Source organism: Salinicoccus sediminis (assembly GCF_000986795.1).
In the GTDB taxonomy this organism is placed as follows: Bacteria; Bacillota; Bacilli; order Staphylococcales; family Salinicoccaceae; genus Salinicoccus; species Salinicoccus sediminis.
The window spans coordinates 57574-82129 of the sequence record NZ_LAYZ01000026.1 but is presented as its reverse complement, the minus strand read 5'-3'; the positions used below and the strand labels follow the sequence as shown (position 1 = coordinate 82129).

The following is a 24556-nucleotide window of genomic DNA, read 5'->3' as shown; positions in this document are numbered from 1 at the left end:
ATGAGTTTCATACCCTGATCGTAATAACGAAATATAGTAATGGATAGGTCCAATTTTTATACACTCTCACTGATACTCCAGTTCATTATTTTCAATTTCAAGGCATTTACTTTGACCTAAAGCCTGCTTCAAGCCTTATGCTATATTAATATTCAACCACAAGGAGAAATACGAATGAAGTCGGAATCATCGGAGCGAACGGCAGCATTGGACAAAGGCTCGGCAAAATACTGACAGACTGCGGTGAGGAGGTTCTTGGTTTCATATGCAAAAAGGGACAGGCTGAAAAACTAGAATCCCTCGGAGTAGCATCGAAACTGGCGGACATCATAGATACGCCGGTTGAAGAATGCATAAGTGCATTTGATGGGCTGAATGCCATTGTTTTCTCTGCTGGTGGTGCAGGAGTGGAATACACAGAAAAGATTGATGGCGACGGGGTTTCCAAGATGATTGAAGCAGCCAAGGGCGCCGGTGTCGAGCGCTTCATTCTTGTCTCTGCATTCCCGGATGCATGGAGAGATAAAGATATGCCGGACAGCTTCGAATTCTATATGAAGATGAAACGCAAGGCGGATGTCGCCCTCGTAAACTCAGGACTTGATTGGACCATCGTCCGGCCTGGCACACTGACCGATGAAGCTGGAACCGGCCAGGTTACCATCGGACCGGCAATAGAGTACGGAGATGTCTCCCGTGAAAACGTAGCAGCTGTGATTGCAGAACTGTTGGGGCAGGACGAAATATTGCAGTTGATCATTGAACTGACGGATGGCAATATACCTGTAAAAAATGCGGTGGAGGGCCAGCGCCGACCGTTCAAATAATTATTGAAAATTTAAAAGTAACAGCCGGAAAAGTCCGTCTGTTACTTTTTCTCGTCACGGACACTGATGTTTCCGGGCTATGCTAAAATATAGGCATAAACTATTGTATGTGAGTTCATTGACCAACCAAAGTTATGAAGGAGTTGATATGATCATGAAAATCCAGCAGCTTGAATATTTCATCGCTGTAGTCAAATACAACAGCTTCACACAGGCAGCGAAGATGATACATATCAGCCAGCCGTCGCTTACGGCAACCATTAAACGGATGGAAAATGACCTGGGCTACGAGTTGTTCATCCGTACGACGAAGGCGATAAAGATTACGGAGAAAGGGATACAGTTCTACCATCATGCCGTGAAACTGGTTGAGGAATACCATCAGACCATGGAGAAGATGTATGATCTGAATGTCAGCCAATCCCCGAAGATCAAGATATCCATCCTGGAATCCATGAGCCGCTGGGTGCCCATTGTCATACAAAAACATAATCAACAGCATCCGGGCCAGCATTACCAGATTCTTGAAATTTTGGACCACGCAAGTATCGTCAATTCTCTTTTAAATTTCGATATCCATATCGGACTGACCAATGAACACGTGAAGCATGAGGATATCGATTCAGTCGCCCTCTATGAAGAGGATTATGTACTGATCACACCGTCTGATGACTTTTCAGATCAGGAATCCATCTCCATCAAAGACCTCCCACTGATACTGCCCAACAACGAGTATCAGGTGAGAAGGCACCTTGATGACTACTTCCAGCTTATGAATGTACGTCCGACAATCGTCCTCGAGGTCGACCGTTTTGAAGCCGCCACGAATTTCGTGCACCAGCGCATGGGCTACGCCGTCATCCCGAGGATGTATTATCAGTCATTCAACACGGACGGTCTGAACGTAATAAAGATCGAGCCGGCCATCAAACGGACGATTTATATGAACACATTAAAAAAGAGAAAACACTCCGGGGAAGTGCTCTCTCTGATCGATTACTGTAAAGATTACTGGAACATCGGCCAATAATTTTACAGGAAGTGGTACATCTCACGTTTCCTGCTGTCAAATATGGGGACTTCCTTCCTTATCCGGTCCACTTCCTTGCCCTCCGTCGCGCCTGTTACAACAGCTTCTGAGCTGTCATCCGCTTCATCCTCCACATCACCGAACGGCCCGATGATCATGGAGCGGCCGGCGAATGTCTGATCCGCTATCTCTCCGTAAGTGTTCGAAGCGATGATGTATCCCTGGTTTTCAATCGCACGGGCCTTGAGCAGCGTCTCCCAGTGTTTTTTACGGGCAAGCGGCCACTCTGCGACGACGAATATCGCCGTCGCCCCCTTCATCGTCAGATCCCTGAACAATTCCGGGAACCGGAGGTCATAACAGATGACGAGTCCGAATGTTTCACCCTCCAGTTCGAAAGTATCCACTTTGTCTGTGCCGCCGGCCAGATATTCAGGTTCGTTCAGCATCGGGACGAGGTGTATTTTTGAATACTGATAGACCAGTCCCCCGCTGCGGTCGATGACGAATGCTGTGTTGTATATGTCGCCGGTATCGTCGATGGCATTCGCCACCGACCCGGCCACGATATTGACATTGTACTTTACAGCCAGCTCTGAAATGACGGCTTTTGCCGGTTCAAGGCTGCGGCAGGCAAGCCTGTCCACATTTTCCAGGTCATAGCCGGTCGTCCACATCTCCGGCAGTACGACAATATCCATTCCGATAAGATCCTCTTTTTCAAAAAGTGTTTTCACCTTTTCGATGTTACTGTCGACATCACCATATGTCACTTTAAACTGAAGTATTTTGATGTTCATATCGTCACCCCTTCATAGTCATTCTGCTGCTATCTGTTCGAGCTTGTTGACCTGATTGTCCAGCACCCTCTTGATCACCGGTTTGGCACCTCTTAAGATCAGGTTGTATTTCCTACCCGCACCTTCGAAATTGCTTGTCACAGTCACCTGGGTTTCATTGTTGCTGGATGGAGCGAGTTCGAAAGCTGAGGTGATCGTGCCCTGCTTAAGAGTCGTCCGCACTTTAACATACCGATTCTCTTCATATTCTGTAATCTGTGAACGGAACTGATAGGTTTTATTCAGCACTTTAAGTCTAGTCCTGAATTTTGTGCCCCTCGCACGTTCTTCCTCTGTAAAATAGTCGTTACCCTCAAATATGGGACTCCACTGTTTCAGTTTTTCATCATCATTCACCACATCAAAGATTTCCTCCGGTGAAGCTTTCATCTGCTTATCATATCTGTAAAGTTCCATACGAAGACCACTCTTTCCTCAAAGAAATTGGATATTATGTAATAATCATATCATTTTTCTTTCATTTATCCATGCACTCGATTATCATGATTTAAAAAGGATGAAAGAATGTTGGAACTAAGAAAAGATAGAAGTTTCACTTCAAAAGATATCAACAGCCTGTATATGAGCAAAGGCTACAGCTCATATGAAGGCAGACTCGATGCACTCTATGATGCAGCCGTCACCTCAGATTACATAGTTACCGCATGGGACGATGCGCAGATGGTGGGCATCATACGCTCCTCCGGGGATATGGAATTCACCCAATATATCGCAGATCTGATCGTCCACCCTGAATATAAAAGCATGGGGCTCGCCTCGAAATTGATGGATGCATATATAAATGAGGCTTCCGGAGTCGAGGAAATCTATCTGATGATGGATACAGTCCCTAAAAATTCATTCACCAAAAACTGGCTTGCCTACAAAGGCTTTGAGATTCTCGCTGAAACTGATAAACAGATCATCTACGTGATGAGGAGAGATGGAAGTGAGGAATGATTCCATTTTAGGCGGCACCGCCCGTTTTCCCGTGTCCCGGAAACACATAATAGGTATTAAGTGTCTCAAAACGCAAAGACAGGGCGAAACCTAAAGATTCCGCCCTGTCCCAATAATTTATTCAACTGATCCCTCTACGTCCCCTTCGTCCTCCGGAGCTGTTGTAATTTCATCCGGATTCGGCTTTTTGACCTCAGTGTCATCAAACGCACCATAATCCGAATAATTCAGGATGATTTCAATTTTGATTTCCTGCTGCGGATCCTGCTGTGCAGGTGCGGACGCAATCAGGTTTGCACTTTCCAGTTCACCTGATTCTTTGTTTATGAATGCAACCAGCCCTGTTTCCAGTTCTTCCATGTTCGCTCCTGTAAATTGCACCTGGAAGTATTCCTGATAGAGGTCATGTACTTCGTCATCATCCCCTGTGTAATAGAGAAGATAATAATTACCGGCTTCCTTCACTTCCATAGAATCCGGAATCTGTCCGATAAGTTCATGTACATTCGAGTATATGCCGTAGACCAGCTCATCAGGGGAATACTGGCCGGAATAATCCATCCAGCCTTCCTGACTGTTGAGAATCACTTCACCTGTTTCACTGTTTGCATAACCGTGGGGCTGGGTCACATTGAAATTCTCATCGATATAGTCTGAGGCAACTTCAAGTCCTCCGTCACTTTCATTCACTTCAGCCCTGTTTCCAGTGAATGATTCATCAAGGACCTGCTCGCCATCAGTGACTTCGATGGCAATTGCTGTCTCCTGAATGTATGATGTCACCTCCGATGGATCCTGAAGGACCTCCTCCACGGACATATCCGTATCTTCGGCGCTTTCAATCATATCAGCCTTATCCTGACCAAGATCATATGCCTGTTTCATATCCGCTTCATCGACATCCCCATCAGAAGTGTCTCCAGATGATCCGTCTTCCGAACTTTCCTCATCAGATCCGGAAGCATCGGCATCAGATTCACCATCATCGCTACCTTCGCCACTTTCTCCGCCGGATTCCTCTTCTGAACTATCCTCCTCCGTCGACTCCTCTTCCGTACTTTCTTCCTCTGTCGACTCTTCTTCTGAACTATCCTCTTCTGCACTCTCTTCATTTGTGCCTTCTGAGGTTTCCTCTGTTGTCGTCTCTTCGGTATTTTCCTCTTCACCGTTTTCTTCTCCGCCACCGTTGCATGCTGCTAAAAACAGCGTTCCGATAAGTGTAGCTGACAATAATCTCTTCATATGATCCACTCCACCTTAATGTAAAATATGAAAATCTCATTATCATGGTAACATTTTCGTTATTATTTTGTAACATTTTATACAAAAAATGTTCATTAGACATCTTTCCCTCGAATAAAATACAGTCCGGTTCATCCACAGATTATTCAAGTGATCCTTCTATACCTTCATCCTCACCTTCTTCTGACGTGCTGCCCATGTCATCAGGATTGGGCTTTTTGATTTCTGTATTACCGTCAAATATTCCGTATTCCTGGTAGTTCAGGATGATTTCAATGGTGAGGATCTGCTCCGGATTCTGCTGCCCGGGCGCTGATGCTATCAGATTGGCGCTTTCCAGGTCACCGGATTCTTTGTTGATGAATGCCACGAATCCCAGTTCCAGTTCATCCATATCCGCTCCCGTGAACTCCACCTGAAATGTATCCTGGTACAGCTGATGGACGACGTCATCGTTCCCTGTATAGTATAGGATGTCATAATCGCCCTCTTCCAGCACCTGCAGTGAATCGGGCATCTCTTCTATGATTTCGTGTGTGTTGGAATAAGTACCGTATATCAGCTCTTCCACTCCGTATTGTGTGGAATAGTCCTCCCATCCCGTTTCTGAGTAAATGAACAGCTCGTCTGTCTCACTGTTTCCGTATCCATGCGGCTGGATGATTTCATAATTTTCATCGAAGTAGTCTGACGCCACCTCGAGTTCCCCATCCGTTTCATCGACTTCTGCTGTGATGCCCTGGAATGACTGATCCGTGATTTCCTCACCTTCTGTGACTTCGATGATGATTGACGTGTCCTGTATATATGATGTAATTTCAGAAGGTGCTTTAAGCACATCATCGACAGTATTATCCGTTTCCGTCGCATTTTCCACCATGTCCACTTTGTCCTGATCGATATCATACGCACTTCTGAGCTCTTCCTCGTCAATCTCCGCTTCTGTCAAATCCTCAGGCTGATCTTCAGATGATGTTTCCGTGGTCCCGGGTTCTTCGGTTGATTCATCATCCGCTTCTGCCGATTCTTCATCTGTGGCACTCGCAGAATCATCTTCTGTCGTCTCTTCTTCTGTCGCTTCTTCCCCAGTCATCTCTTCGGTCGTTTCTTCCTCGCCCCTGTCTTCTCCCGTATTTTCTTCCTCCGGATTCTCCTCTCCGCCGCATGCCCCAAGTAACAATACTCCAACCAGCGTCAGCGGGAACAGCTTCTTCATAAAATTCCACCCACCCAATCTGCAAATTTAAACTAACGGAATTTTCGGATTACCGTAATATTTTTGTAACATTACTCTATTACCCATAAAAAAAGGATTGAAAGCATAAATCTTCCAATCCCTGATATTTTATATGAAATAGTTCCCGAGAACACTGTTCACATCGTGTACGACGACGAATGCGTTATCATCATATTTCTTGATGAGCCGCTTTATCCGGGTCAGCTGGTTTTTGTTGATCACGACATAGAGGATGTCCTTATCCTCCTGCGTGTAGAAGCCTTTGCCGTTCATGGATGTCACGCCGCGGCCGATTTCACTGTTGATCATCTTGCCAAGCAGTTCCGGGTGTTCGGAAATGATGGTGATCGCCTTTTTCGGGTTCATGCCCTCGATGATGAAATCCATAACTTTTGCTGCGATGTACAGCGCGATGACCGTGAGCAGCACCTGTTCGAATGTCATCACTGAAAGTCCGATGGTGATGACGATCATGTCAAAGAACAGCAGTGCATAGGATACGTTGACATCGAGATACTTGTTGGCGAGCTGTGCCAGTATCGTCGTTCCGGCTGTTGTCGCCCCTATTCTGATGATCAGCCCGATGCCGAGTCCCACGAACATGCCGCCGAATACGGTGTTGATCAGTATTTCATCTGTTTCGATATGCCATGTTTCCGTCATCCACAGGAAGAATGACATGAGGAACACGACGAATATCGTATAGTACATGGAGCGTTTGCTCAAAAATTTAAAACCGACCGCCAATAAAAGTGCGTTAAGTACGAATGTTGAAATCGCCGGTGATATATCAAATGCATAGAGGAGTATAATCGCGATACCAGTGACTCCGCCTTCACCGAGATTCCCTGCAATCATGAAAGTGTTGACCCCGATCGAAAATATGAAAGAACCGAAGATGACTGTCGCGAGGTTGATCAGTGTCTGCTGGGTGATCCGCGGACGGATGGCCAATTTCCTTTTTTCAAAGTTGATTTTCTTGAGTCTGTCTCTGATTTTCACAATTATTCCTCCTTCTCTTCGTTTAAGCCACCGATATATGATAAATCAAAAAGGGAAATATTTCAACTTGGCTGTTTCATTTTTCATTTCCTTCTTTTTCAGGAATGCTGACTCTGACCCTCCCTTTCAGAAGGCTGATATCAAGCGGCTCAAACGGATACGGGTCACCGTCAACATCCATCACAGAAAGCCGGTCCGCCTCTACCTTCAGCCATTCGGTTTTTAAGTACCGGACGTTTTTGTGCTCTGTAATCCTGTTTTTCAATGCCAGCCATATGATTTCCAGGATTTCCTTCGGACTGGATTCTCTGATATTCAGTACATGCAGGTTTCCATCATCGAGGGACGCTTCCGGCAGAAGCCTTTCAAAACTGCCGACAGATGATGCGTTGGCGACGATTGTCAGCAATGACTGCTCCATTATTTCCTCATCCGCCAGCGTTATTCTGACCTCATAGGGTTTCATGGTCACAAGCGCCCGAATTCCGGTATGCAGATAGGCAATCGAACCGAAACGATTTTTAGTCTCTGACTTGACGCGGGTGAAGGATTCCATGAAATCGCCGAGTGCAATCAGATAGCCGGCATACTGATCATTGTACCTGATGACGTCCGCTTCGATGGTTCTCTGTTTTTCAGAAAGGGCACTGATTGTATCGTTCAGATCCAGCGGGAGACCGAGTGTACGGGCATAATCATTCACAGTGCCCGCCGGCAGTACGGACAGCAGCGGTTTACAGCCGCTTTCTGTGATGCCGCCGATGACTTCACCGATGGTACCGTCTCCGCCGGCCGCCACGATCAGGTCGCTCCCTGCCGCCTTTTCCTTTGCAAGCTGCCTTGCCCCTTCCGGTGGCGTATACAGAATTTCCACATCGTAACCGGCTGAGCCGAGCTGTTCAATGATTTCATATTCCATCGGCCGGTCCTTCGTCCTGCCGGACTTTTTATTGAAAATCACCGCTGCCTTTTTCATATTCCCCTCCACATTAAAAAAGATTCTGGATGATAATCCAGAATCAATGACTTATATTCATTCTATTATATTTTTATGGATGACGCCATCTTTCGCGACAAGCTTGATGTTGTCATTGTCTTTCAGGGCGCCGATGTCTTCAAGCGGATTCTCTTCTGAGAAGATGAAGTCCGCCACATACCCTTCCTTGACGAGACCGATGTCCGTATACCCGAGACATTCGGCAGAGGTTTTTGTGGACGAGACAATCGCATCCATCGGAGTCATGCCGCACTCGACCATGAGTTCAAGTTCACGCAGGTTCGTACCATGCTTGAACACCCCGGCATCTGTGCCCATCGCAATCTTCACACCGGCGTTATAGGCTCTCGTGAAGCTCTCTTTATGGTAGTCCAGCACTTCCTTCGATTTATCGATTGCCGTCTGTGCCATGCCGAGCTCTTCGGAGAATTCAAGGACGGAGACCGGCGCAAGGAGTGTCGGCACGAGATATGTGCCCTGGTCCTTCATCTTGCCGCACACTTCATCATCAAGGAATATGCCGTGCTCTATGGAATGGATGCCCGCTTCCACACACTGCCTGATACCTTCAAGCCCCTGGGCGTGCGCCATGACTTTGACACCGTTACGGAACCGTGCCTCCTCGACGATCACTTTGAGCTCCTCTGGTGAGAACTGCGTGAATTTCGGATGGTCCGTCGGACTCGAAACGCCGCCGGTGGCATGGACCTTGATGACATCCGCCCCGGCACGCAGCATCTCACGCGTCTTCTTGCGCACTTCCTCCACGCCGTCACACACACCGTGCGGCATCCCCGGATGTGCCTGCATCAGGTCGGCCACAACACCTGAGTAGTTGTAACCATCGCCGTGGCCGCCCGTAATCGTCAGTGCATTGACACTGATCTGCATGCGTGGTCCTTTCACCAGTCCATCGTCAATCGCCTTTTTGAGTCCGAGGTCGCTGCCGAGCGCATCCCGTACTGATGTGACTCCCGCATTCAGCGTACGTTTCAGATAGTCTGCTGCAGCATAGAAATTATACGAGAACGGTGTGGTGAGCCTTTCTTCCAGCGGCTTGAATTCCGTCATCATATGGACGTGGGCATCAATCATACCCGGCAGCATGTACTGGCCTTTACCGTCCACCACTTCAGCATCTTCCGCCGGTGTGACGTCAGGACCGACAGTACTGAATCTGCCATCCTCCACATAGACATTCGTATTCTTTACCATGTCACTTCCTGTTCCATCGATCAGATTTACATTTTTAATGAATAATCTATCCAATATAAACACTCCTATTTTAAGATGAATTAAATGAGACTCATGACGAATGTAGCAATGAAGACAGAAGCGACGGTCACTGTGACAAACCCGCCAATCAGCATCGGTGTCACAAGTTCCTGAAACAGCTTCTTCTCATCTGCCGGGTTGTCCGTCTCACTGCGGGCAACTTCCTCACAGATCAGGTAATCCCCGGGGAAACCGATCAGTGCCGTCAAGGCCACAGGCATTCCTTTGTACGGGTGCCAGCCAACAACCTTCGATGCAATGAGGCCGCCCGACATGATACCGAAGATACCGAGTGCGAGAATCATGATGACGGCCAGAATGTTTTCTGCTACATCCTGCGGCGTAATGCCGCCCATCGTGCCGATGATGACAAAAATCAGTGCAACCATCATGAAACTGAATGAATTTGCGGACTCCAGAGCGCTCTTCGGCAGCAGGTTCGTATTCAGTGCCAGTATACCAAACAGCAGGCAAAAGAGCGTATAGTGGATGCCTGTGAGTTCTCCGAGCACAACGCCCACGGCAGCAAGAACAAAGATGGCGAACAGTTTGATTGTGTTGTTCTTCATCAGGCTGAATCTCACCCGTGCGATATCCCCTTCGTCATCGAACGGTATTTTCCCCGCCTCTTTGCCGTCAGCCATGAAATTCCGTCCGTATTTCTTCATGAAGGCAGCCGCCAGCGGCATCCCGATGACACCCTGGAACGACTGGACCAGAACAGGAACGACAATAAGTCCGGTCATACCGATTTCAGTCAATTTTTCATTGGTGATCAGAAGGGCCACGACTCCGCCGGAAACCGGACCGACGCCACTCGCCGCTGTCGGGAAATCATATACGAAAGTGACAATGCCCAAAATCAGGACAAGCGCCCCAAACAGTCCGGACAGCGCAATGACGACCGCCCGCCACTGCTTTTTCAGAATCCTGAAGCGCATCAGTGTCCCCATATGTACAATCAGCGGTCCGATTAATATCGCTCCCAGCGCAGGGAGAGTGGACAGTTCAAGAATATTTTCAGGAAAGACGCCGATCCATGTCAGGACCAGAAATCCAAGCATCGCAGTCATCAGCATCGGAATCCGCGCCCTGGTGTAGATGGAAATACATTCGCCCAGAGCAATCAGTGCGAAAAGCACCACTGTGGCAACTATCGGTTCCTGCAACATGATTTTTCACTCCTTTTTTATAAGTGGATTAAGTCATTATACAGCCAAACCACCGATAAAGAAAGAGATTATTCAGAAGTGAAAGAGTTTTCAGAATAAATATACACAAAAAAAGACTGCATCTGCAGCCTTTTGATGAAATTAATCTTTAAACGCATCCTCCGCAATACTGAGCGACCTGAGCATCGCGGTCTTCTTATACTGATGGACTTCGAATTTCTTGAGGATATCAGAGACGACTTCGACACCGTCGACGATATAGTCCCCTTTGTTGAGCATGATGCATTCTGCCCTGGAACCAGCAACGACATCGGAAATTTCAGAGCGGGTCGGAATCCCGGTCTTGACCAGTGATTCCACGACCTGTGTAGCCCAGATCACCGGCACATGGCCCGCTTCGCATATCCACAGCAATTCCTCCTGCACCTCGCTCAGCCGCTCGTACCCTGTCTCCACAGCAAGGTCCCCGCGTGCCAGCATGACGCCGAAGGGCCGTGCTCCGGCTGCCTGCTGGATGATTTCCGGCAGATTCCTTATGCCTTCGGTCGTCTCGATCTTGGCAATCGCCGGCAGGTCCCGCCTTTCATCAGTCAGCCTGTCACGGAGCGCCGTTTCGATCAGGTCGATGTCACTCTTATCCTTGATGAATGAAAATGCGATGGCATCCGCATGCCCGGCGGCAAAATCCAGATCTTTGTAGTCCTGTTCGGTCAATACGTCGAGCTTATAGTCCACATCCGGAATATTGATGCCTTTTTCGGTCTTCACCTTCACACCATTTTCCTTGACGGTCCGCACCACTTCACAGATGACGCCCCCGTCAACCGTTTCCGTCACTTCTGCTTCGATATGTCCGTCATCGAGCTTCACGACCTGGCCTTTTTTCATTTTCCCAAGCACTTCGGGCACGGATGTGTTCACAGCAAGTTCGATGCCTTTCGGCAGCGTCATGGATGTCTGCCCCGATATCAGGAAACGTTCGCCCTCTTTCACTTTCGGATTCCTCTTTGTTGTGAGCAGTGTCTTCGTGCGGATTTTCGGGCCGCTGATATCCATGAGCACACGGCATGTATGTCCGGTCTTCTTTTCCGCTTCCCGTATATTTTCGATCATGCCCCCCCATACTTCCGGATCGTCATGAGCACAGTTTATGCGCGCCATATTCATGCCTGACGAAATCAGCGATTCCACCAGACTGTAGTCCGATCCGGCCGCCGCCGGCATGGTGACCAGTATGCGTTCATTCCTGTCATGACGGTTCCCGCCGAATATTTCGTCCGTGTTATTCCTGAGGGCTTCATTGCGCTCCCGGAACGATGCCTGGGAACGGTAGTCAATGCCTCCGACATCCTCCCCGGTAATGCTTCCGAGTGTCTTCGTCAGCGCATTCAGTGTGCCAAGGACATCCGCCTCCAGCCGGCCGAGGGACGAGACACCCCACGGTATCAGGCGTTCCTGCAGTTCCCGGAGATCCATTTTGCGGAACGCCATATAATGGGCCAGGTTCTGAGCGCTGTTCTCATACGCCTTTCTGATCGGCGTCCGGTTCCAGCGGCCATACAGTCTGTCCCCTTCCTCTATCACGGATTTTCTCACTTCCATCACTTTTTCAAGCAGTGCCCTGCCTTCTTTCATATCCATTGATACCACTCCCCGTCCGTTCATATATATTGTATGTATACCCGGGATGACGAGGGTTTATTTACGCCGCGAAAAAAGCACGGGCCCGGGCCCGTGCTTCGTTTAGATTCGCTTTTCATAGCAGATGTGGAGCACTTCAAGATAGCCGATGTGGAAGATCGACCACAGTGTCCAGCCGATGTAGCTGTGAAGTTCCATCGGTTCCTCGGCCTGCGTTGACAGAATGTAATACAGCATCGTCGTGATGAGCCAGATCATCACCATTGACGGCATGTAGAGTTTGCTCCGGTTTATGTAGACCCATTTCAGAATGGTTGCCATCACGACGGATACGAGCAGATGAAGCATTATCTGGATGACGATATGCGGCTCTTCTGTGCTGATGAAATCGAGGTTGAGCAGCAGATCCAGAAGCTCTATATCAGTGGATAACTGGACATATAAAAATGCACCGGCCAAAAGCAACCCCGCCACAGTACCGCTGATGAGACCGGAGAGTAGTATTTTGCCCATAGCACCTGTTCCTTTAAAATATTGGTGAGTCGAATTTCACAATTCCATTATATCATATGCAAAAAGGTAATTTAAGACTGTTATTGCAGTGCAAAACCTTATATGATGGATTTCCTATCAAAAATGAGGGGGATAAGCATTTGGCACACTTATCATTGGAAGAAGAAAAACAGCACCTGATGCTGACAGTCGATTTTTTAAAGGCCTATAACACTAAACTCTCACTCGAACGCGATAACCTCAAAAAGGGTATCCGCTCAAACCGTGAAGCAATAAACGAAGAGGTTGCATCCATCGATGCCGATTTCGAATCCGGAAACATCCATCAGTTCATACAGATGCTGCCGGAGCTCCGGACTACCGAGGTGAACTTCAACTTCATCGATGCCATGTACAGACGGACAAAACGCATGATTCCGAAACCCTACTTCGGCAAAATCACAGTCGATGGTGAAGACATATATATCGGCACCGGAACGATAAGGAATAAGGATAACGACCTCCTGATATACGACTGGCGTACACCGGTTGCCAGCCTCTTCTATGAGAACGAGACCGGCGCGCTTTCCTATACGATACCCGACGGGAGCCGGATTGACGCAAATGTTGCCGGCAGGAGGCAGTTCATTGTTGAGGACTCGAAGCTCCAGAAGATGTTCGACAGTGACATGTATATCGGGGATGAGATCCTCCAGAACATGATAACCGACTCCTCCCAGTCGAAACTCAGGAACATCGTCTCCACAATCCAGCAGGAACAGAACGAAGTCATCCGCCAGCCGCTCAGGCAGGATACTCTGGTATACGGGCCGCCGGGGAGCGGCAAGACCTCCCTTGCCCTGCAGCGGATTGCATTCCTGCTCTATCAGCATAAGGATATCCTGGAACCCGAAAACATCCTGCTCATCTCACCGAATGAAGTGTTCAACGACTACCTGTCGGACGTGCTGCCGGAACTCGGTGAAAAACACGTCAAAAACATAACCTTCTACCGTCTGCTCGGCCAGTTCCCCTATTTCAAGGCACGCCGTTTTGAAACGGTCTACGGGAACATCAGGAGGCTGCGTGAGGACGCCCGGGCGCAGGACATCTATGAATACAAATCCTCTCTCCGGTACTTCAGATCACTGCATGCATTCCTCGGCAGTCTCGCCGATCAGGGAATGGAATTCAGGGGTCTGAAGGATAGAGACGGAATCTTCATCGGCAAAGAGAAGCTGCATGATATTTTCTACAAAGAACTCTCCCACCACCCGGTCACTAAACGCCTGCTGAAGATAAAGGAACGCCTGCTGTCCCTCTACTCGGCACGTGTGGCTGAAATCAGGGAAGCCAGATTCATGGAACTCAACAGCCAGAACAAGTATATCGGTGAAAAGCACCAGCTCAGGGAAGAGGCCCACTCCTATGCGAAAAATCAGCTGAAACAGGCACACAAACAGATTATGCTTTTCAGGTTCATCCACATCGAGAAGCTCTATATCAATTCCATCGAGGATAAAGGCTTCAGGAACAGGACCGTCCGTTCGATCAAGGAGAACGATTTCAAATATGAAGACATCGCACCGATGCTCTACATCTATATCCACCTGCTCGGGGCACATGACCGCTCCGTGCAGCATGTACTGATCGATGAAGTGCAGGACTACTCGAATATACAGTATTATGTGATGCGCCATTATTACAGGAAGGCATCATTCACGAGCCTCGGCGATCCCAACCAGCAGATCCACCCCGCTGACAAGGACGCACTCGTCGCCAAAAACCATGTGCAGAAGCATCTGGAACGTTCATACCGGTCCACCAACCAGATCAATGCATTCCTGAACAGCCTTGTACCGGATTCGATCCAGTCCGTTTCCGTAGACGGAGAGGAAGTACAGAAACTCCATGCCCGGGACCATACAGAAAAGATAAGGGAAATACTGCGGGCACAGGACAGGCCGCAGGTCGCAATCATCACACCGTCAAAGGAATCCGCCGACGCACTTTACAGCGAACTTTCAGATGAATTCCCGCAGTTCCGCAATCTTCAGGAGAAGGATACACTCTACAACCAGTCATTCATCATCCTGCCCTACTATCTGTCTAAAGGATTCGAATACAACACGGTCGTCCTGACCGGGACGGCGGAATATGAAAACGAGGACCACATCATGTATGTACTCTCCTCCCGGGCGACCAGACATCTGTACATCATCGAATAGATGAGTGAATATTGATTTTTTTCAACACCGACTTTACAACCCGGATTAAATCCTATATAATTACTCTGCTTTGATTTTAAAAAGAGGAGTTATTGTCATGGATATTTTGCTTATCATTATCAATCTTGTCATCTTTCTGACATTGATTGGAGCACTCATGCTCCTGAAAAAACGCAATGTCAAATTCTCATACCGTGTCATGATCGGTCTATTGGTCGGTCTTGTATTCGGAGCGATGCTTCAGCTGATCTACGGCGTTGAAAATACCGTCATAACAACTACGACCGACTGGATGGCGATCGTCGGCGACGGTTTCGTCCGTCTCCTGCAGATGATCGTCATGCCGCTGGTCTTCATCTCCATCCTCGGAGCTTTCGCCAAGATGGACATGCAGGAGAAATTCCTGAAATCGGGGGTTAAGATCATCCTGATACTGCTCGGCACAACGGCCATAGCCGCTGCAATCGGTATCACTGCCGCCCTGCTTTTCAATCTCGATGCTTCAAGCCTCAACCTTGGTGAAGCGGAGAATGAAAGAGCTTCTTCCCTTGAAACGAGCGCCCAGGAAGTCGAAGACCAGACACTGCCGCAGCAGCTGGTTTCACTACTTCCGGCAAATCCATTCCTTGATTTTACAGGTGAACGTGCAACATCAACGATTGCGGTAGTATTCTTCGCGGTATTCATGGGGCTCAGCCTGGTCCGCCTGGTCAAGAGCAATCCTGACACAGGTGAGAAAGTCAGGGGCGGAATCGTAGCCGTCAACGAATGGGTCATGCAGCTGGTGAAAATCATACTTGCACTGACACCATACGGAATATTCGCCATCATGGCAAACACAGTAGCCACTTCGGATTTCCAGGCCATCTACGACCTCGGATTGTTCGTAATCGCTTCCTATGCCGCATTGATTGCGATGTTCCTGGTTCATCTCGTCATCATCTCACTGACCGGTTTGAACCCTGTCCAGTACTTCAAGAAGACATCTGAAACGCTGTTATTCGCATTCACTTCCCGTTCCAGTGCAGGGACGCTGCCCCTGAACATCCAGACACAGAGAATCCGTCTCGGCGTGCCATCAAGCATCGCCAACTTCTCCGGAAGTTTCGGACTGTCCATCGGACAGAACGGCTGTGCAGGAATCTATCCGGCAATGCTTGGCATCATGATAGCACCGGCGGTCGGCATTGAAGTCAACGCGACATACATCATCACATTGATCGCCGTTACAGTCATTGCCTCCCTAGGAATCGCAGGCGTCGGCGGCGGTGCGACATTCGCTGCAATCGTGGTACTTTCAACAATGAACCTGCCGATTGCACTCGCAGCCGTACTCATCTCGGTCGAGCCACTCATCGATATGGGACGTACAGCACTCAACGTCAGCGGGTCCATGGTTTCGGGCACAGTAACTGCCAAGACTAACGGTCAGATCGACAAAGATGTCTACAACTCCCATAACCTGGATGAACTGACTGCTGAAGTCTAAAATGATTATCGATGCCGGATCCTGACACAGGGATCCGGTAATTTTATACTCGCATCCATATATTGAATGATAGTGATTAAGGCATTCTGGTATAATTGGACAATGCAGATAGGAGGATGAATATGAAGTCAATGACACCCTTTCTGATGTTCGAAGGCCGTGCAGAGGAAGCGATGAATTATTATATGGAGGTTTTCAAGGATGCGGAAATCCGCTATGTAAACAAGTATGGTGAAGACACCCCTGAAATGGAAGGTAAGATCATGCAGGGGGTAATCCGCATCCACGACCAGCTCATCATGATGATGGACAGCAATGTCCCTCATGAATTCACATTTACACCAAGCATGTCTTTCTTCATAGAATGCAGATCGATGATGGAAATCGAAAACTATTACCGGAAGCTCAAGAAAAAAGGGGCCATTCTGATGCCTCTGGACGAATACGGTTTTTCCGACAGCTTCGGCTGGATTCAGGACCAATTCGGTGTTTCCTGGCAGTTGAACTTTTCCAGATAGATAAAAATGCCGCCCCTCTTCTTGTCAGGGGCGGCATTTTTCAGTTCATTCATGCAGTCTTTCTGTTAAAGATTCTGCCGAAGAAAGATTTTTTCGCTTTAACATCTTTCTTGTTTTGGGAAATGTGGCTGTAGCTTTCAGCAATCCTTTTGTACTCTTCCATGCGAAGGTCTGCAGAAATACGATCTGTTGAGAACATTTTGTTCCCTCCTGTTTTGTAATTTATACTTATATAAATATCATTATTACCGTTTGTCTACAGTTACATAATACCATTATACCAATATCTCATCAATGATTATGTGAACATTTTACCAAAGTAAATATATTGATAATTTTTAAATAATTCATTATTTTATTGTAGTTATTTATTTAAAATTTCATTGGTTACTTCAGTTGAGATTTAAAATACTCATATTTGCATCATTATGCCCGATGTTTCCGTTTTCACAAATTACTTCTGCATAATCATTTTCAGCACCTGAAATCAGTTCAATACTGAACTTAAAACTTTTTATCCTTTAATGGCATAAAGTGTTAAAATGAGATTAGGTATTCTTCACACGGGGAGGGATCATTTTATGTGGTGGATAGTGGCCATAGTGATTTTCGCTTCGATCGGCGGCTTCGGAAGTGAGTATTTGAAGCACTTGAGGAAGATGGAAAAGATCAAGGTGGAGGCCGTAGACAAGCAGCTGGAACTCGAACGCTTGAAGCAGGAGAATTTCCTGCTCGAAAACCAGCATATGAAATCAGAGCTTGAACGGATCAAAGAGGAGAACAAAAAGCTTCTTGAATCGAAACAGAAAGATAAAGAAAGTCCCTGGCTCATAGAAGAGACAAGGACTGATAAAGAGGAGTGAACAAATTCACTCCCCTTTTTTATATTCCATATGGTAATGCGGTATATTATCCTCGAGATGCCTCTCAGACACCGCCCTAAAGCCGAATGACTCATAGTATTCCCTAAGGTGGGCCTGGCCGTGCAAATATATCAGTTCTCCGGAGTGATGCGCATCCACATATTCCATCGCCTGCACCATCAGCTCCCGGCCGAGTCCGGTTCCCCGTCTGTCACTTCGGACAATCACCCTGCCGATTGAAACAGGCTCTTCCCGGATGATCCGCAGATAGGCGGTGATTTCCGACGCATCAGTTTTATAAAGATGGAGTGAAGATTCATCCTTCCCGTCTATTTCCTGATAGGCGCACTCCTGTTCCACTATGAATACAGCAACCCTCAATCTGTATATTTCTTCAAGTGTATGTATATCAAGGTCTTCAAATTCTCTGAAATGCCACATCATTGTCCCTCCCCCAGGAAATGTATTACCAAAATATTATCATAAAAATACCCGGCACACCGTTGTGCCGGGCTCATTTCAGAAAAAATACTTCCATATTAAAGTTTTATGCAAACTCGCTGTTCAGTTCCCTTGCTGATTCACGGACGCTTTCAAGGCCTTCTTCGATGATCCGTGCCGCATCCTGAGGCATTGCATTATGGCCCTCAATGACGATTTCATCAATGATGTCCATGCCGAATATGCCGCCGAACACATTCTTCATGTAGTTCATGGACATATCCATGCCTGCAGCTTCAGGTGCGCTGTATACTCCGCCGCGTGCATTCAGCAGTACGACTTTCTTGTCGGCCATCAGCTGTGCCATGGAACCGTCAGCATTGTATTTGAAAGTGAACCCTGCAGCATACACGTAATCGATGAATGTCTGCAGACGTGCCGGGATGGTCAGATTCCACAGCGGGAATGCAAATACGAGTACATCCGCTTTTTCAAAAGTATCCATTGCCTTCTGCTTCGCATCCATCAGACGCTGTTCATCCTCATTCAGAGCTTCTTCGTTTTGAAGCTTGCCGAAGGCGCTGAAAAGCTCCTGGCCGATATACGGCATATCTTCTGTGAAAGTGTCATATACTTCGACGTTCATTTTGTCACTTTTTCTGATCGTTTCCATGTACGCATCATACATTTTGGTTGAAATCCCGTCGGGACGATTGTTCGCTTTAACCACGAGTACGTTTGTCATTAATATGTTCCTCCAAAAGTCATCATCTTTTAACACACAAAATATATGATAACGAAAAGTAAGTTAATTGTAAATGTTTAACCACGCTTTTTGAAGGAAGTTTCCATAATCATACTTTGGACTGACTATTTCTTCTTATTCCTGTTTTCAAGAATGGCGATGCTCAGCACATGAGGGATTTTATGTGTATCCTTCGAGAAGTTCTCCTTGATGTACTCATCAATCTCCCCGAGTGTCCGTTTGCGCTTCTTCTCTTTGAACGCTGCAAGCCAGGAGACTGTAGCAAGGCGGCCCAGCCATTCTTCATTTGTGAATTTGACTTCGTAATCCATCTTATACAGTTCCTGCAGATCGAATCGGGAATATTTCCATTCGTCGAACCATTCGACAGGGAAACTGTTGATCATCTGGGTGGCATCCTCTTTTGCACCGGCTTTCTTGAGCTGTTTGTCGCTTGCGTTGTTCTTGATGATCTTCAGGGATTTTTTCACTATTTTCACGCCGGATGTGAACCCCGAGTCCATGACAATCAGATGCCCCCCCGGTTTCAGGATCCGTTTGATTTCCTTGAGCACTTCTTCTGTGTCAAACCAGTGCCATGCACGCATGACGGTGACGATGTCGTATGTGTCCGCCTTCAGACCCGTGTCTTCGGCATACTTCTGCCTGAATTTTATGCGGGGATCATCCCCCACGAATTCCCTCCCGGTTTCAACCAGTTTTTCGGACGGTTCCACTGCATCGACGATTGCGCCCCGGTTGCTGAGCATCTTGCTCAGGAGCCCCGGTCCCGCACCGAGGTCGACCACTTTGCTGCCGCTGATCTCCACGCCCCTCTTCTCCAGCCCTTCCAACAGACTTTCAGGTATATCATCCCTGTATTTCAAATATTCTTCCGCTACGCTTCCGAAGTCTACTGTTTTCATTCCGAACACTCCATTCAATGAAATTTACGCCTTTGATTCCTGATTGGAATTTGATTAGATTACTTTATATCTGTTGTGGGTAAAACAGATGTAAAGGAGAGTTGATATCAATATGAGTAAATCTGTACTTATTATCGCAACGAACCACGGAACAATCAACAACGACAAAGACAGACCGACAGGTGTGTGGCTGAGCGAAGCTGCAGAGCCGTATCAAATCTTCCAGGGCGCAGGACTGAAAGTGGACATCGCATCACCGAAAGGCGGCGAAGTCCCGATTGATCCCGCTTCCCTTTCAAATGGCCAGGATGATGAAAAGTTCAATGATGTCATCCGTCTGCTCCAGAACACGCAGAGTCTGAAAGATGTCGTCTATGAAGGCTACGATGCAATATTCTTTGCGGGCGGCCACGGGGCAATGTACGATTTCCCCGGCAATCCGGAAATCCAGAATATCACTGCATTCTTCAAGGATGACGGCAGGACAATCGGTGCCGTCTGCCACGGCCCCGCCGCTTTTGCTGATCTAAAGACGAAAGACGGCAGCTATGTCGTGGACGGCGTCAAAATCACCGGCTTTACAAATACAGAAGAACAGTCCATGAATCTCATGGATGACATGCCTTTTGCGCTCCAGACAAAGCTTGAGTCCCATGGCGCCGGTTTTGTTGTCGGCGGTGAGATGGAGAGTAATGTCGTCAAAGACAGGAACTTCGTCACCGGCCAGAATCCCGCTTCTGCTGCAGACGCTGCACAGGCAATCGTCAATCAGCTCACTTAAAGATTATATAACATTTGAAGATATAAAAACACAGAACATCGGTACGATGTTCTGTGTTTTTTGTTATTTGATGAGTTTTGACATTTCCTGTATTTTCCCTGCATGAAGTGCTTCATGGATTATCATGAATGACAGCTGTTCATATCTTTTCGTCATGCCCATGAATTCACGCGGGAGGTCTTCATCCAGGCTTTCTTCTGTAATATCTTCAAGCCGCGGGACCTGGCCTTCGAGCAACGCCTTAATCTCGTCGATTGAAGGTGTTTCATCATCGAAATCATCCGGACTTGTGCCGTATCCGAAATATTTCTGGAACCTTTTGCCGTCATCCGGCTTGGAATCTGTGAGCGCTGCAGTCGGCAGTTCCATCATGCCCGCCACGTGGCCCAGCTGCCAGTGGATATTGTTCTTGAATCCTTCCGGAATCTTAGTCATATCTTCCACCGATACTTTATCAAACGTTTCCAATATCCACTCTCTGGATGTTTTCACCTGGAATAATAGTGTTTCTTTCGCCACTGATAAAACTCCTTTCAAATTTGAATTCCTTATCCATAGTATCCATACCCTGTTTTTCGGTTGCTTATTCAGGGCATTAAGTATAATGTGGGCTTGAAAATATTCGATAGGAGGCTTCATTCATGACCAGATTTCTTCTCAATCTCATTCTCATGGGAATCATCACCATTGCCATCTACTGGCTGATTGCCACATTCATCCCCGCTCTTTCGGTCTATTCAATCCCAATTGCTCTGCTTTTGGGCATTACGATCGGTTTCTTCATATATATACAGATAGATAACAGGATGGGACCATAACCAGGATAAAACACTTGCTTATTTCGGAAATCGGAATATAATAGTATAGTACTGATTTCAGAAACAGGGGTAATACTATGGAAACAAACATTAATAACAGGCCGGATTACAGACTGATAGTCATCCTGCTGTCCGGCGCTTTCGTCGCACTTCTGTCAAATACATTCCTGAATGTTGCACTTCCGTCCATAAAGAATGATTTCGATATATCCACCTCCACTGTACAGTGGGTATCCACCGCCTACATGCTTGTAAGCGGTATCGTCATTCCGACCACCGCCTTCCTCATGCAGAGGTTCAGCGCCAGGAAGCTTTTCATCGCGGCGATGGTCCTGTTCCTGACCGGCACCATGGTCGCGGGTTTTTCCCCGGTTTTCCCCGTCCTGCTTTTGGGACGTATGATCCAGGCATCCGGTTCCGCGATCCTCATGCCGCTCTTGATGAACGTGATGATCACGAGCTTCCCGCCGGCGCAGCGGGGAACCGCAATGGGCCTGTTCAGCCTGGTGATGTTCTTCGCACCGGCCATCGGCCCCACACTCTCAGGGTTTGTCGTCCAGCACTATTCATGGCATATGCTTTTCTTCATGATGGTGCCCATACTCCTTGTCGTACTGTCCATCGGATGGTTCAAGCTGCCCGAGACGGACACCCATTACACTACGAAACTGGATATCCCGTCCGTCATCCTGTCGACACTCGGTTTCGGAGGCATCCTCTACGGATTCAGTGCCGCCGGCAACAGCGGCTGGATGCGTGCCGATGTACTGATCGCGCTCCTTGTCGGTTTTGTCGCGGTCTTCTTCTACATAAGGAAGCAGACCCGGATGGACAAACCGATGCTCGACTTCAAAGTATACAAATTCCCGATGTTCATGCTCGCCTCGCTGCTTATCGGCACAATGAACATGGCGCTCTTCTCAGGGATGATCCTCATGCCGATATACCTGCAGGACATCCAGGGGATTTCACCGCTGGAGACAGGGGTCCTGTTGCTGCCCGGTGCACTGATCATGGGGTTCATGAGCCCCGTCTCCGGCCGGCTGTTCGATATGTTCGGCCCGAAGGTACTGGCGATCACCGGGCTGGTGCTGACCGTTACAACAACATTCTTCTTCAGCCAGCTTGAAGTGGATACCAGCTATACCTTCCTGATCATACTCTACTCCATCAGGGCGTTCGGTATGACACTAGTGATGACGCCGGTCATGACCAACGGCATGAACCAGCTGACACCTGAACTCACGCCTCACGGCTCATCCATCAACAGCATGCTCAACCAGGTTTCAGGTGCTATCGGAACCGCACTGCTGATCACTGTAATGCAGAACAGGATGAACCAGAAACTCTCTAGTGTTGCACCGTCGGATACCACCGCTGTGAACCAGGCAATGCTCGACGGCATCAACTTCGCCTTCCTCATTGCTACCCTGCTGCTCGCTGTGGCGCTGATGCTCGCCTTCTTCCTGAAACGCGTGACATCCGACGAAGTCATCGGCAACGACATGACCAAGGCAAGACCAATCGAATCGGACGAATGAAAAAAAGGACGGCGGAGCACTGATATGCTCCGCCGTCCCTTTCATTTAATTGTCATATGCTTCATCATATTCAGTGATGTCCGGATTTTTAAGTCTGAAGGCAAGGAAAAATCCGATCAGGGCAAGACCTCCGGCGAACATGAATGAAATGTTCACCCCATGGATCATACCTTCGGCGCCCTGCTCCGGAATCATCGTATTAGTCATGATGGAGACAAGCAGCGCGGTTCCCACGGCACCGGCAACCTGGCGCATCGTATTGTTCATCGCGGTGCCGTGCGGCACCAGTTTTTTAGTCATCTGGTTCAGTCCGGCGGTCGTCACCGGCATCATGACCATGGACACGCCGAGCATCCTGAAGGCGTTGACTACGGCAAGATACGTGAATGTCGTTTCAGTATCCAGGGTTGTAAACATCAGGGAAGTTACCGCGACGATGCCGAGACCGATGATGGCAAGCCACCTTGCGCCGTATTTATCGAAGAGCCGGCCGGTAATCGGGCTCATCACTCCCATGATGATCGCACCCGGGAAGAGCATCATGCCCGATGCCATTGCCGAGAACCCGAGCATGTTCTGCATCAGTATCGGCAGGATGACCGCCCCGCCGATCATAGCCATGAAGACGATCATGCCGAGTGCGGTCGTCAATGTGAAAATCCTATCCTTGAACACTGCAAATTCCAATATCGGCTCTTCCAGGCTGTTCTGACGCCTGATGAAGATGAACAGCGTCACTGCACCGATGATGAGCGATATGATGACTGCCGGGCTCAGCCAGCCGCTGTTGCCGGCGACACTGAATCCGTAGAGCAGCCCGCCGAAGCCGAGTGTCGACAGGATGATGGACATCACATCGAGCTTCGGATTCGTCTGTTCAGTGACATTCCTTAAGATGAAGTAGGCGATGATCAGATCGATGATGACGATCGGAATAAGCATATAGAAGAGCCCGCGCCACGGATAGATGTCGATGAACCACCCTGACAGCGTCGGACCGATGGCCGGGGCAAAGCTGATGACGAGACCGAACATGCCCATCGCCTTGCCCCGCTGATCCCGCGGATAGACGAGGAACAGGATCGTCTGCATCAGCGGCATGATGATGCCGGCGCCCGCCGCCTGCAGCACCCTTCCTGCCATGAGGACCGGGAAGTTCGGCGATATGCCGCATGCCAGAGTCCCGATGCCGAACAAAGACAGCGCCGTAAAGAACAGCGCGCGGGTCGAGAATTTACTTATCAGAAATGCTGTGACAGGTATCATAATGCCATTGACCAGCATGAAGACGGACTGCAGCCACTGGGCCACGTCCGCTTCCAGATCAAGATCCGCCATGATGTGCGGGATTGCTGTGGCCAGCAGCGTCTGATTGAGTATCGCGGCAAATGCGCCTGACAGGAGCACAGCCATCAGCGTGAGACGGCCTTTATTGGACAATTGGCCTTTACTTTCAAGTTGTGGAGACATAAAATTTCCTTCTTTCCTAGAC

26 protein-coding genes are annotated in these 24556 nt (G+C 48.2%); 10 read left to right on the top strand and 16 right to left on the bottom strand.

Annotated features, from left to right (window positions below; genetic code table 11):
- Positions 1–185: 185 nt before the first annotated feature.
- Both WN59_RS12875 and WN59_RS12870 read left to right on the top strand, forming a co-directional pair.
- On the top strand, positions 186–827 hold the full coding sequence (locus WN59_RS12875) for an SDR family oxidoreductase (protein ID WP_046580750.1): 642 nt from the start codon (positions 186–188) through the stop codon (positions 825–827).
- A 154-nt stretch (positions 828–981) separates the two neighbouring features.
- Positions 982–1857, top strand: coding sequence for a LysR family transcriptional regulator (locus WN59_RS12870; protein WP_046580885.1), 876 nt, complete (start codon positions 982–984; stop codon positions 1855–1857).
- Between the two features lie 2 nt (positions 1858–1859).
- On the opposite strand, the gene WN59_RS12865 is transcribed toward WN59_RS12870, so the two are convergent.
- Both WN59_RS12865 and WN59_RS12860 read right to left on the bottom strand, forming a co-directional pair.
- Positions 1860–2657: a carbon-nitrogen family hydrolase gene (locus WN59_RS12865; protein WP_046580749.1), complete on the bottom strand. Its 798-nt coding sequence runs from the start codon at positions 2655–2657 to the stop codon at positions 1860–1862.
- 18 nt (positions 2658–2675) lie between these two features.
- Positions 2676–3113 carry an SRPBCC family protein gene (locus WN59_RS12860; protein WP_046580747.1) on the bottom strand — a complete coding sequence of 146 codons (438 nt, stop codon included), beginning with the start codon at positions 3111–3113 and terminating at the stop codon, positions 2676–2678.
- A gap of 108 nt (positions 3114–3221) precedes the next feature.
- On the opposite strand from WN59_RS12860, the gene WN59_RS12855 reads away from it, so the two are divergent.
- Positions 3222–3656: a GNAT family N-acetyltransferase gene (locus WN59_RS12855; RefSeq protein WP_046580746.1), complete on the top strand. Its 435-nt coding sequence runs from the start codon at positions 3222–3224 to the stop codon at positions 3654–3656.
- Positions 3657–3773: 117 nt separating this feature from the next.
- Here WN59_RS12855 and WN59_RS12850 read toward each other — a convergent pair whose 3' ends face one another.
- From WN59_RS12850 to WN59_RS12815, 8 genes are all read right to left on the bottom strand, one after another.
- A complete protein-coding gene (locus WN59_RS12850; RefSeq protein ID WP_046580744.1) occupies positions 3774–4898 on the bottom strand; it encodes a hypothetical protein in 1125 nt (374 codons plus the stop codon).
- 142 nt (positions 4899–5040) lie between these two features.
- Positions 5041–6114, bottom strand: coding sequence for a hypothetical protein (locus WN59_RS12845; RefSeq protein ID WP_046580743.1), 1074 nt, complete (start codon positions 6112–6114; stop codon positions 5041–5043).
- A 129-nt stretch (positions 6115–6243) separates the two neighbouring features.
- Positions 6244–7083: a YitT family protein gene (locus WN59_RS12840; protein ID WP_082099325.1), complete on the bottom strand. Its 840-nt coding sequence runs from the start codon at positions 7081–7083 to the stop codon at positions 6244–6246.
- Between the two features lie 130 nt (positions 7084–7213).
- Complete coding sequence (locus WN59_RS12835) at positions 7214–8113, bottom strand: diacylglycerol/lipid kinase family protein (protein WP_046580742.1); 900 nt, start codon at positions 8111–8113, stop codon at positions 7214–7216.
- Between the two features lie 57 nt (positions 8114–8170).
- Positions 8171–9403 carry a metal-dependent hydrolase family protein gene (locus WN59_RS12830; RefSeq protein ID WP_082099319.1) on the bottom strand — a complete coding sequence of 411 codons (1233 nt, stop codon included), beginning with the start codon at positions 9401–9403 and terminating at the stop codon, positions 8171–8173.
- Positions 9404–9429: 26 nt separating this feature from the next.
- A complete protein-coding gene (locus WN59_RS12825) occupies positions 9430–10581 on the bottom strand; it encodes a hypothetical protein (protein ID WP_046580741.1) in 1152 nt (383 codons plus the stop codon).
- Between the two features lie 141 nt (positions 10582–10722).
- Complete coding sequence (locus tag WN59_RS12820) at positions 10723–12222, bottom strand: pyruvate kinase (protein ID WP_052747449.1); 1500 nt, start codon at positions 12220–12222, stop codon at positions 10723–10725.
- A 102-nt stretch (positions 12223–12324) separates the two neighbouring features.
- A complete protein-coding gene (locus WN59_RS12815) occupies positions 12325–12735 on the bottom strand; it encodes a hypothetical protein (RefSeq protein WP_046580738.1) in 411 nt (136 codons plus the stop codon).
- Between the two features lie 140 nt (positions 12736–12875).
- On the opposite strand from WN59_RS12815, the gene WN59_RS12810 reads away from it, so the two are divergent.
- The 3 genes from WN59_RS12810 (at position 12876) to WN59_RS12800 (ending at position 16949) form a co-directional block, all read left to right on the top strand.
- A complete protein-coding gene (locus WN59_RS12810; RefSeq protein ID WP_046580737.1) occupies positions 12876–14942 on the top strand; it encodes a HelD family protein in 2067 nt (688 codons plus the stop codon).
- 97 nt (positions 14943–15039) lie between these two features.
- Positions 15040–16431 (top strand): L-cystine transporter, encoded by a 1392-nt coding sequence (locus WN59_RS12805; protein ID WP_046580736.1) that lies wholly within the window; start codon positions 15040–15042, stop codon positions 16429–16431.
- Between the two features lie 122 nt (positions 16432–16553).
- On the top strand, positions 16554–16949 hold the full coding sequence (locus tag WN59_RS12800) for a VOC family protein (protein ID WP_046580734.1): 396 nt from the start codon (positions 16554–16556) through the stop codon (positions 16947–16949).
- Between the two features lie 49 nt (positions 16950–16998).
- Here WN59_RS12800 and WN59_RS13675 read toward each other — a convergent pair whose 3' ends face one another.
- Positions 16999–17148 carry a hypothetical protein gene (locus WN59_RS13675; RefSeq protein WP_156172448.1) on the bottom strand — a complete coding sequence of 50 codons (150 nt, stop codon included), beginning with the start codon at positions 17146–17148 and terminating at the stop codon, positions 16999–17001.
- A 382-nt stretch (positions 17149–17530) separates the two neighbouring features.
- On the opposite strand from WN59_RS13675, the gene WN59_RS12795 reads away from it, so the two are divergent.
- The gene (locus tag WN59_RS12795) at positions 17531–17812 is read left to right on the top strand and encodes a hypothetical protein (protein WP_046580733.1); all 282 of its coding nucleotides are present in this window, start codon (positions 17531–17533) and stop codon (positions 17810–17812) included.
- Positions 17813–17818: 6 nt separating this feature from the next.
- On the opposite strand, the gene WN59_RS12790 is transcribed toward WN59_RS12795, so the two are convergent.
- From WN59_RS12790 to WN59_RS12780, 3 genes are all read right to left on the bottom strand, one after another.
- Positions 17819–18253: a GNAT family N-acetyltransferase gene (locus WN59_RS12790; protein WP_052747446.1), complete on the bottom strand. Its 435-nt coding sequence runs from the start codon at positions 18251–18253 to the stop codon at positions 17819–17821.
- Positions 18254–18359: 106 nt separating this feature from the next.
- Entirely contained in the window at positions 18360–18998 is a 639-nt protein-coding gene (locus WN59_RS12785; RefSeq protein ID WP_046580730.1) for an FMN-dependent NADH-azoreductase, read from the bottom strand.
- Between the two features lie 125 nt (positions 18999–19123).
- Complete coding sequence (locus WN59_RS12780) at positions 19124–19924, bottom strand: class I SAM-dependent methyltransferase (RefSeq protein ID WP_046580729.1); 801 nt, start codon at positions 19922–19924, stop codon at positions 19124–19126.
- A gap of 112 nt (positions 19925–20036) precedes the next feature.
- Here WN59_RS12780 and WN59_RS12775 point away from each other — a divergent pair, with 112 nt between their 5' ends.
- Positions 20037–20705 (top strand): type 1 glutamine amidotransferase domain-containing protein, encoded by a 669-nt coding sequence (locus WN59_RS12775; protein ID WP_046580727.1) that lies wholly within the window; start codon positions 20037–20039, stop codon positions 20703–20705.
- A gap of 63 nt (positions 20706–20768) precedes the next feature.
- Here WN59_RS12775 and WN59_RS12770 read toward each other — a convergent pair whose 3' ends face one another.
- Positions 20769–21224, bottom strand: a complete 456-nt coding sequence (locus WN59_RS12770) for a DinB family protein (protein WP_046580726.1) — start codon at positions 21222–21224, stop codon at positions 20769–20771.
- A 122-nt stretch (positions 21225–21346) separates the two neighbouring features.
- Here WN59_RS12770 and WN59_RS13780 point away from each other — a divergent pair, with 122 nt between their 5' ends.
- Together WN59_RS13780 and WN59_RS12765 are read left to right on the top strand one after the other, a co-directional pair.
- Positions 21347–21523 carry a hypothetical protein gene (locus WN59_RS13780; RefSeq protein ID WP_197073425.1) on the top strand — a complete coding sequence of 59 codons (177 nt, stop codon included), beginning with the start codon at positions 21347–21349 and terminating at the stop codon, positions 21521–21523.
- Between the two features lie 77 nt (positions 21524–21600).
- Positions 21601–23064 carry a DHA2 family efflux MFS transporter permease subunit gene (locus tag WN59_RS12765; protein ID WP_046580724.1) on the top strand — a complete coding sequence of 488 codons (1464 nt, stop codon included), beginning with the start codon at positions 21601–21603 and terminating at the stop codon, positions 23062–23064.
- A gap of 45 nt (positions 23065–23109) precedes the next feature.
- Here WN59_RS12765 and WN59_RS12760 read toward each other — a convergent pair whose 3' ends face one another.
- On the bottom strand, positions 23110–24534 hold the full coding sequence (locus WN59_RS12760; RefSeq protein ID WP_046580723.1) for a DHA2 family efflux MFS transporter permease subunit: 1425 nt from the start codon (positions 24532–24534) through the stop codon (positions 23110–23112).
- Positions 24535–24556: the final 22 nt, after the last annotated feature.

Bases quoted from the DNA above. Each gene is read 5' to 3' on its own strand.
- WN59_RS12800 (WP_046580734.1), top strand. From the start codon at position 16,554: ATGAAGTCAATGACACCCTTTCTGATGTTCGAAGGCCGTGCAGAGGAA.
- WN59_RS12785 (WP_046580730.1), bottom strand. From the start codon at position 18,998: ATGACAAACGTACTCGTGGTTAAAGCGAACAATCGTCCCGACGGGATT.
- WN59_RS12760 (WP_046580723.1), bottom strand. From the start codon at position 24,534: ATGTCTCCACAACTTGAAAGTAAAGGCCAATTGTCCAATAAAGGCCGT.
- WN59_RS12865 (WP_046580749.1), bottom strand. From the start codon at position 2,657: ATGAACATCAAAATACTTCAGTTTAAAGTGACATATGGTGATGTCGAC.
- WN59_RS12835 (WP_046580742.1), bottom strand. From the start codon at position 8,113: ATGAAAAAGGCAGCGGTGATTTTCAATAAAAAGTCCGGCAGGACGAAG.
- WN59_RS12775 (WP_046580727.1), top strand. From the start codon at position 20,037: ATGAGTAAATCTGTACTTATTATCGCAACGAACCACGGAACAATCAAC.
- WN59_RS12815 (WP_046580738.1), bottom strand. From the start codon at position 12,735: ATGGGCAAAATACTACTCTCCGGTCTCATCAGCGGTACTGTGGCGGGG.
- WN59_RS12820 (WP_052747449.1), bottom strand. From the start codon at position 12,222: ATGGATATGAAAGAAGGCAGGGCACTGCTTGAAAAAGTGATGGAAGTG.
- WN59_RS12780 (WP_046580729.1), bottom strand. From the start codon at position 19,924: ATGAAAACAGTAGACTTCGGAAGCGTAGCGGAAGAATATTTGAAATAC.
- WN59_RS12790 (WP_052747446.1), bottom strand. From the start codon at position 18,253: ATGTGGCATTTCAGAGAATTTGAAGACCTTGATATACATACACTTGAA.
- WN59_RS12825 (WP_046580741.1), bottom strand. From the start codon at position 10,581: ATGTTGCAGGAACCGATAGTTGCCACAGTGGTGCTTTTCGCACTGATT.
- WN59_RS12765 (WP_046580724.1), top strand. From the start codon at position 21,601: ATGGAAACAAACATTAATAACAGGCCGGATTACAGACTGATAGTCATC.
- WN59_RS12855 (WP_046580746.1), top strand. From the start codon at position 3,222: ATGTTGGAACTAAGAAAAGATAGAAGTTTCACTTCAAAAGATATCAAC.
- WN59_RS12795 (WP_046580733.1), top strand. From the start codon at position 17,531: ATGTGGTGGATAGTGGCCATAGTGATTTTCGCTTCGATCGGCGGCTTC.
- WN59_RS12850 (WP_046580744.1), bottom strand. From the start codon at position 4,898: ATGAAGAGATTATTGTCAGCTACACTTATCGGAACGCTGTTTTTAGCA.
- WN59_RS12805 (WP_046580736.1), top strand. From the start codon at position 15,040: ATGGATATTTTGCTTATCATTATCAATCTTGTCATCTTTCTGACATTG.
- WN59_RS12845 (WP_046580743.1), bottom strand. From the start codon at position 6,114: ATGAAGAAGCTGTTCCCGCTGACGCTGGTTGGAGTATTGTTACTTGGG.
- WN59_RS13780 (WP_197073425.1), top strand. From the start codon at position 21,347: ATGACCAGATTTCTTCTCAATCTCATTCTCATGGGAATCATCACCATT.
- WN59_RS12860 (WP_046580747.1), bottom strand. From the start codon at position 3,113: ATGGAACTTTACAGATATGATAAGCAGATGAAAGCTTCACCGGAGGAA.
- WN59_RS12870 (WP_046580885.1), top strand. From the start codon at position 982: ATGAAAATCCAGCAGCTTGAATATTTCATCGCTGTAGTCAAATACAAC.
- WN59_RS13675 (WP_156172448.1), bottom strand. From the start codon at position 17,148: ATGTTCTCAACAGATCGTATTTCTGCAGACCTTCGCATGGAAGAGTAC.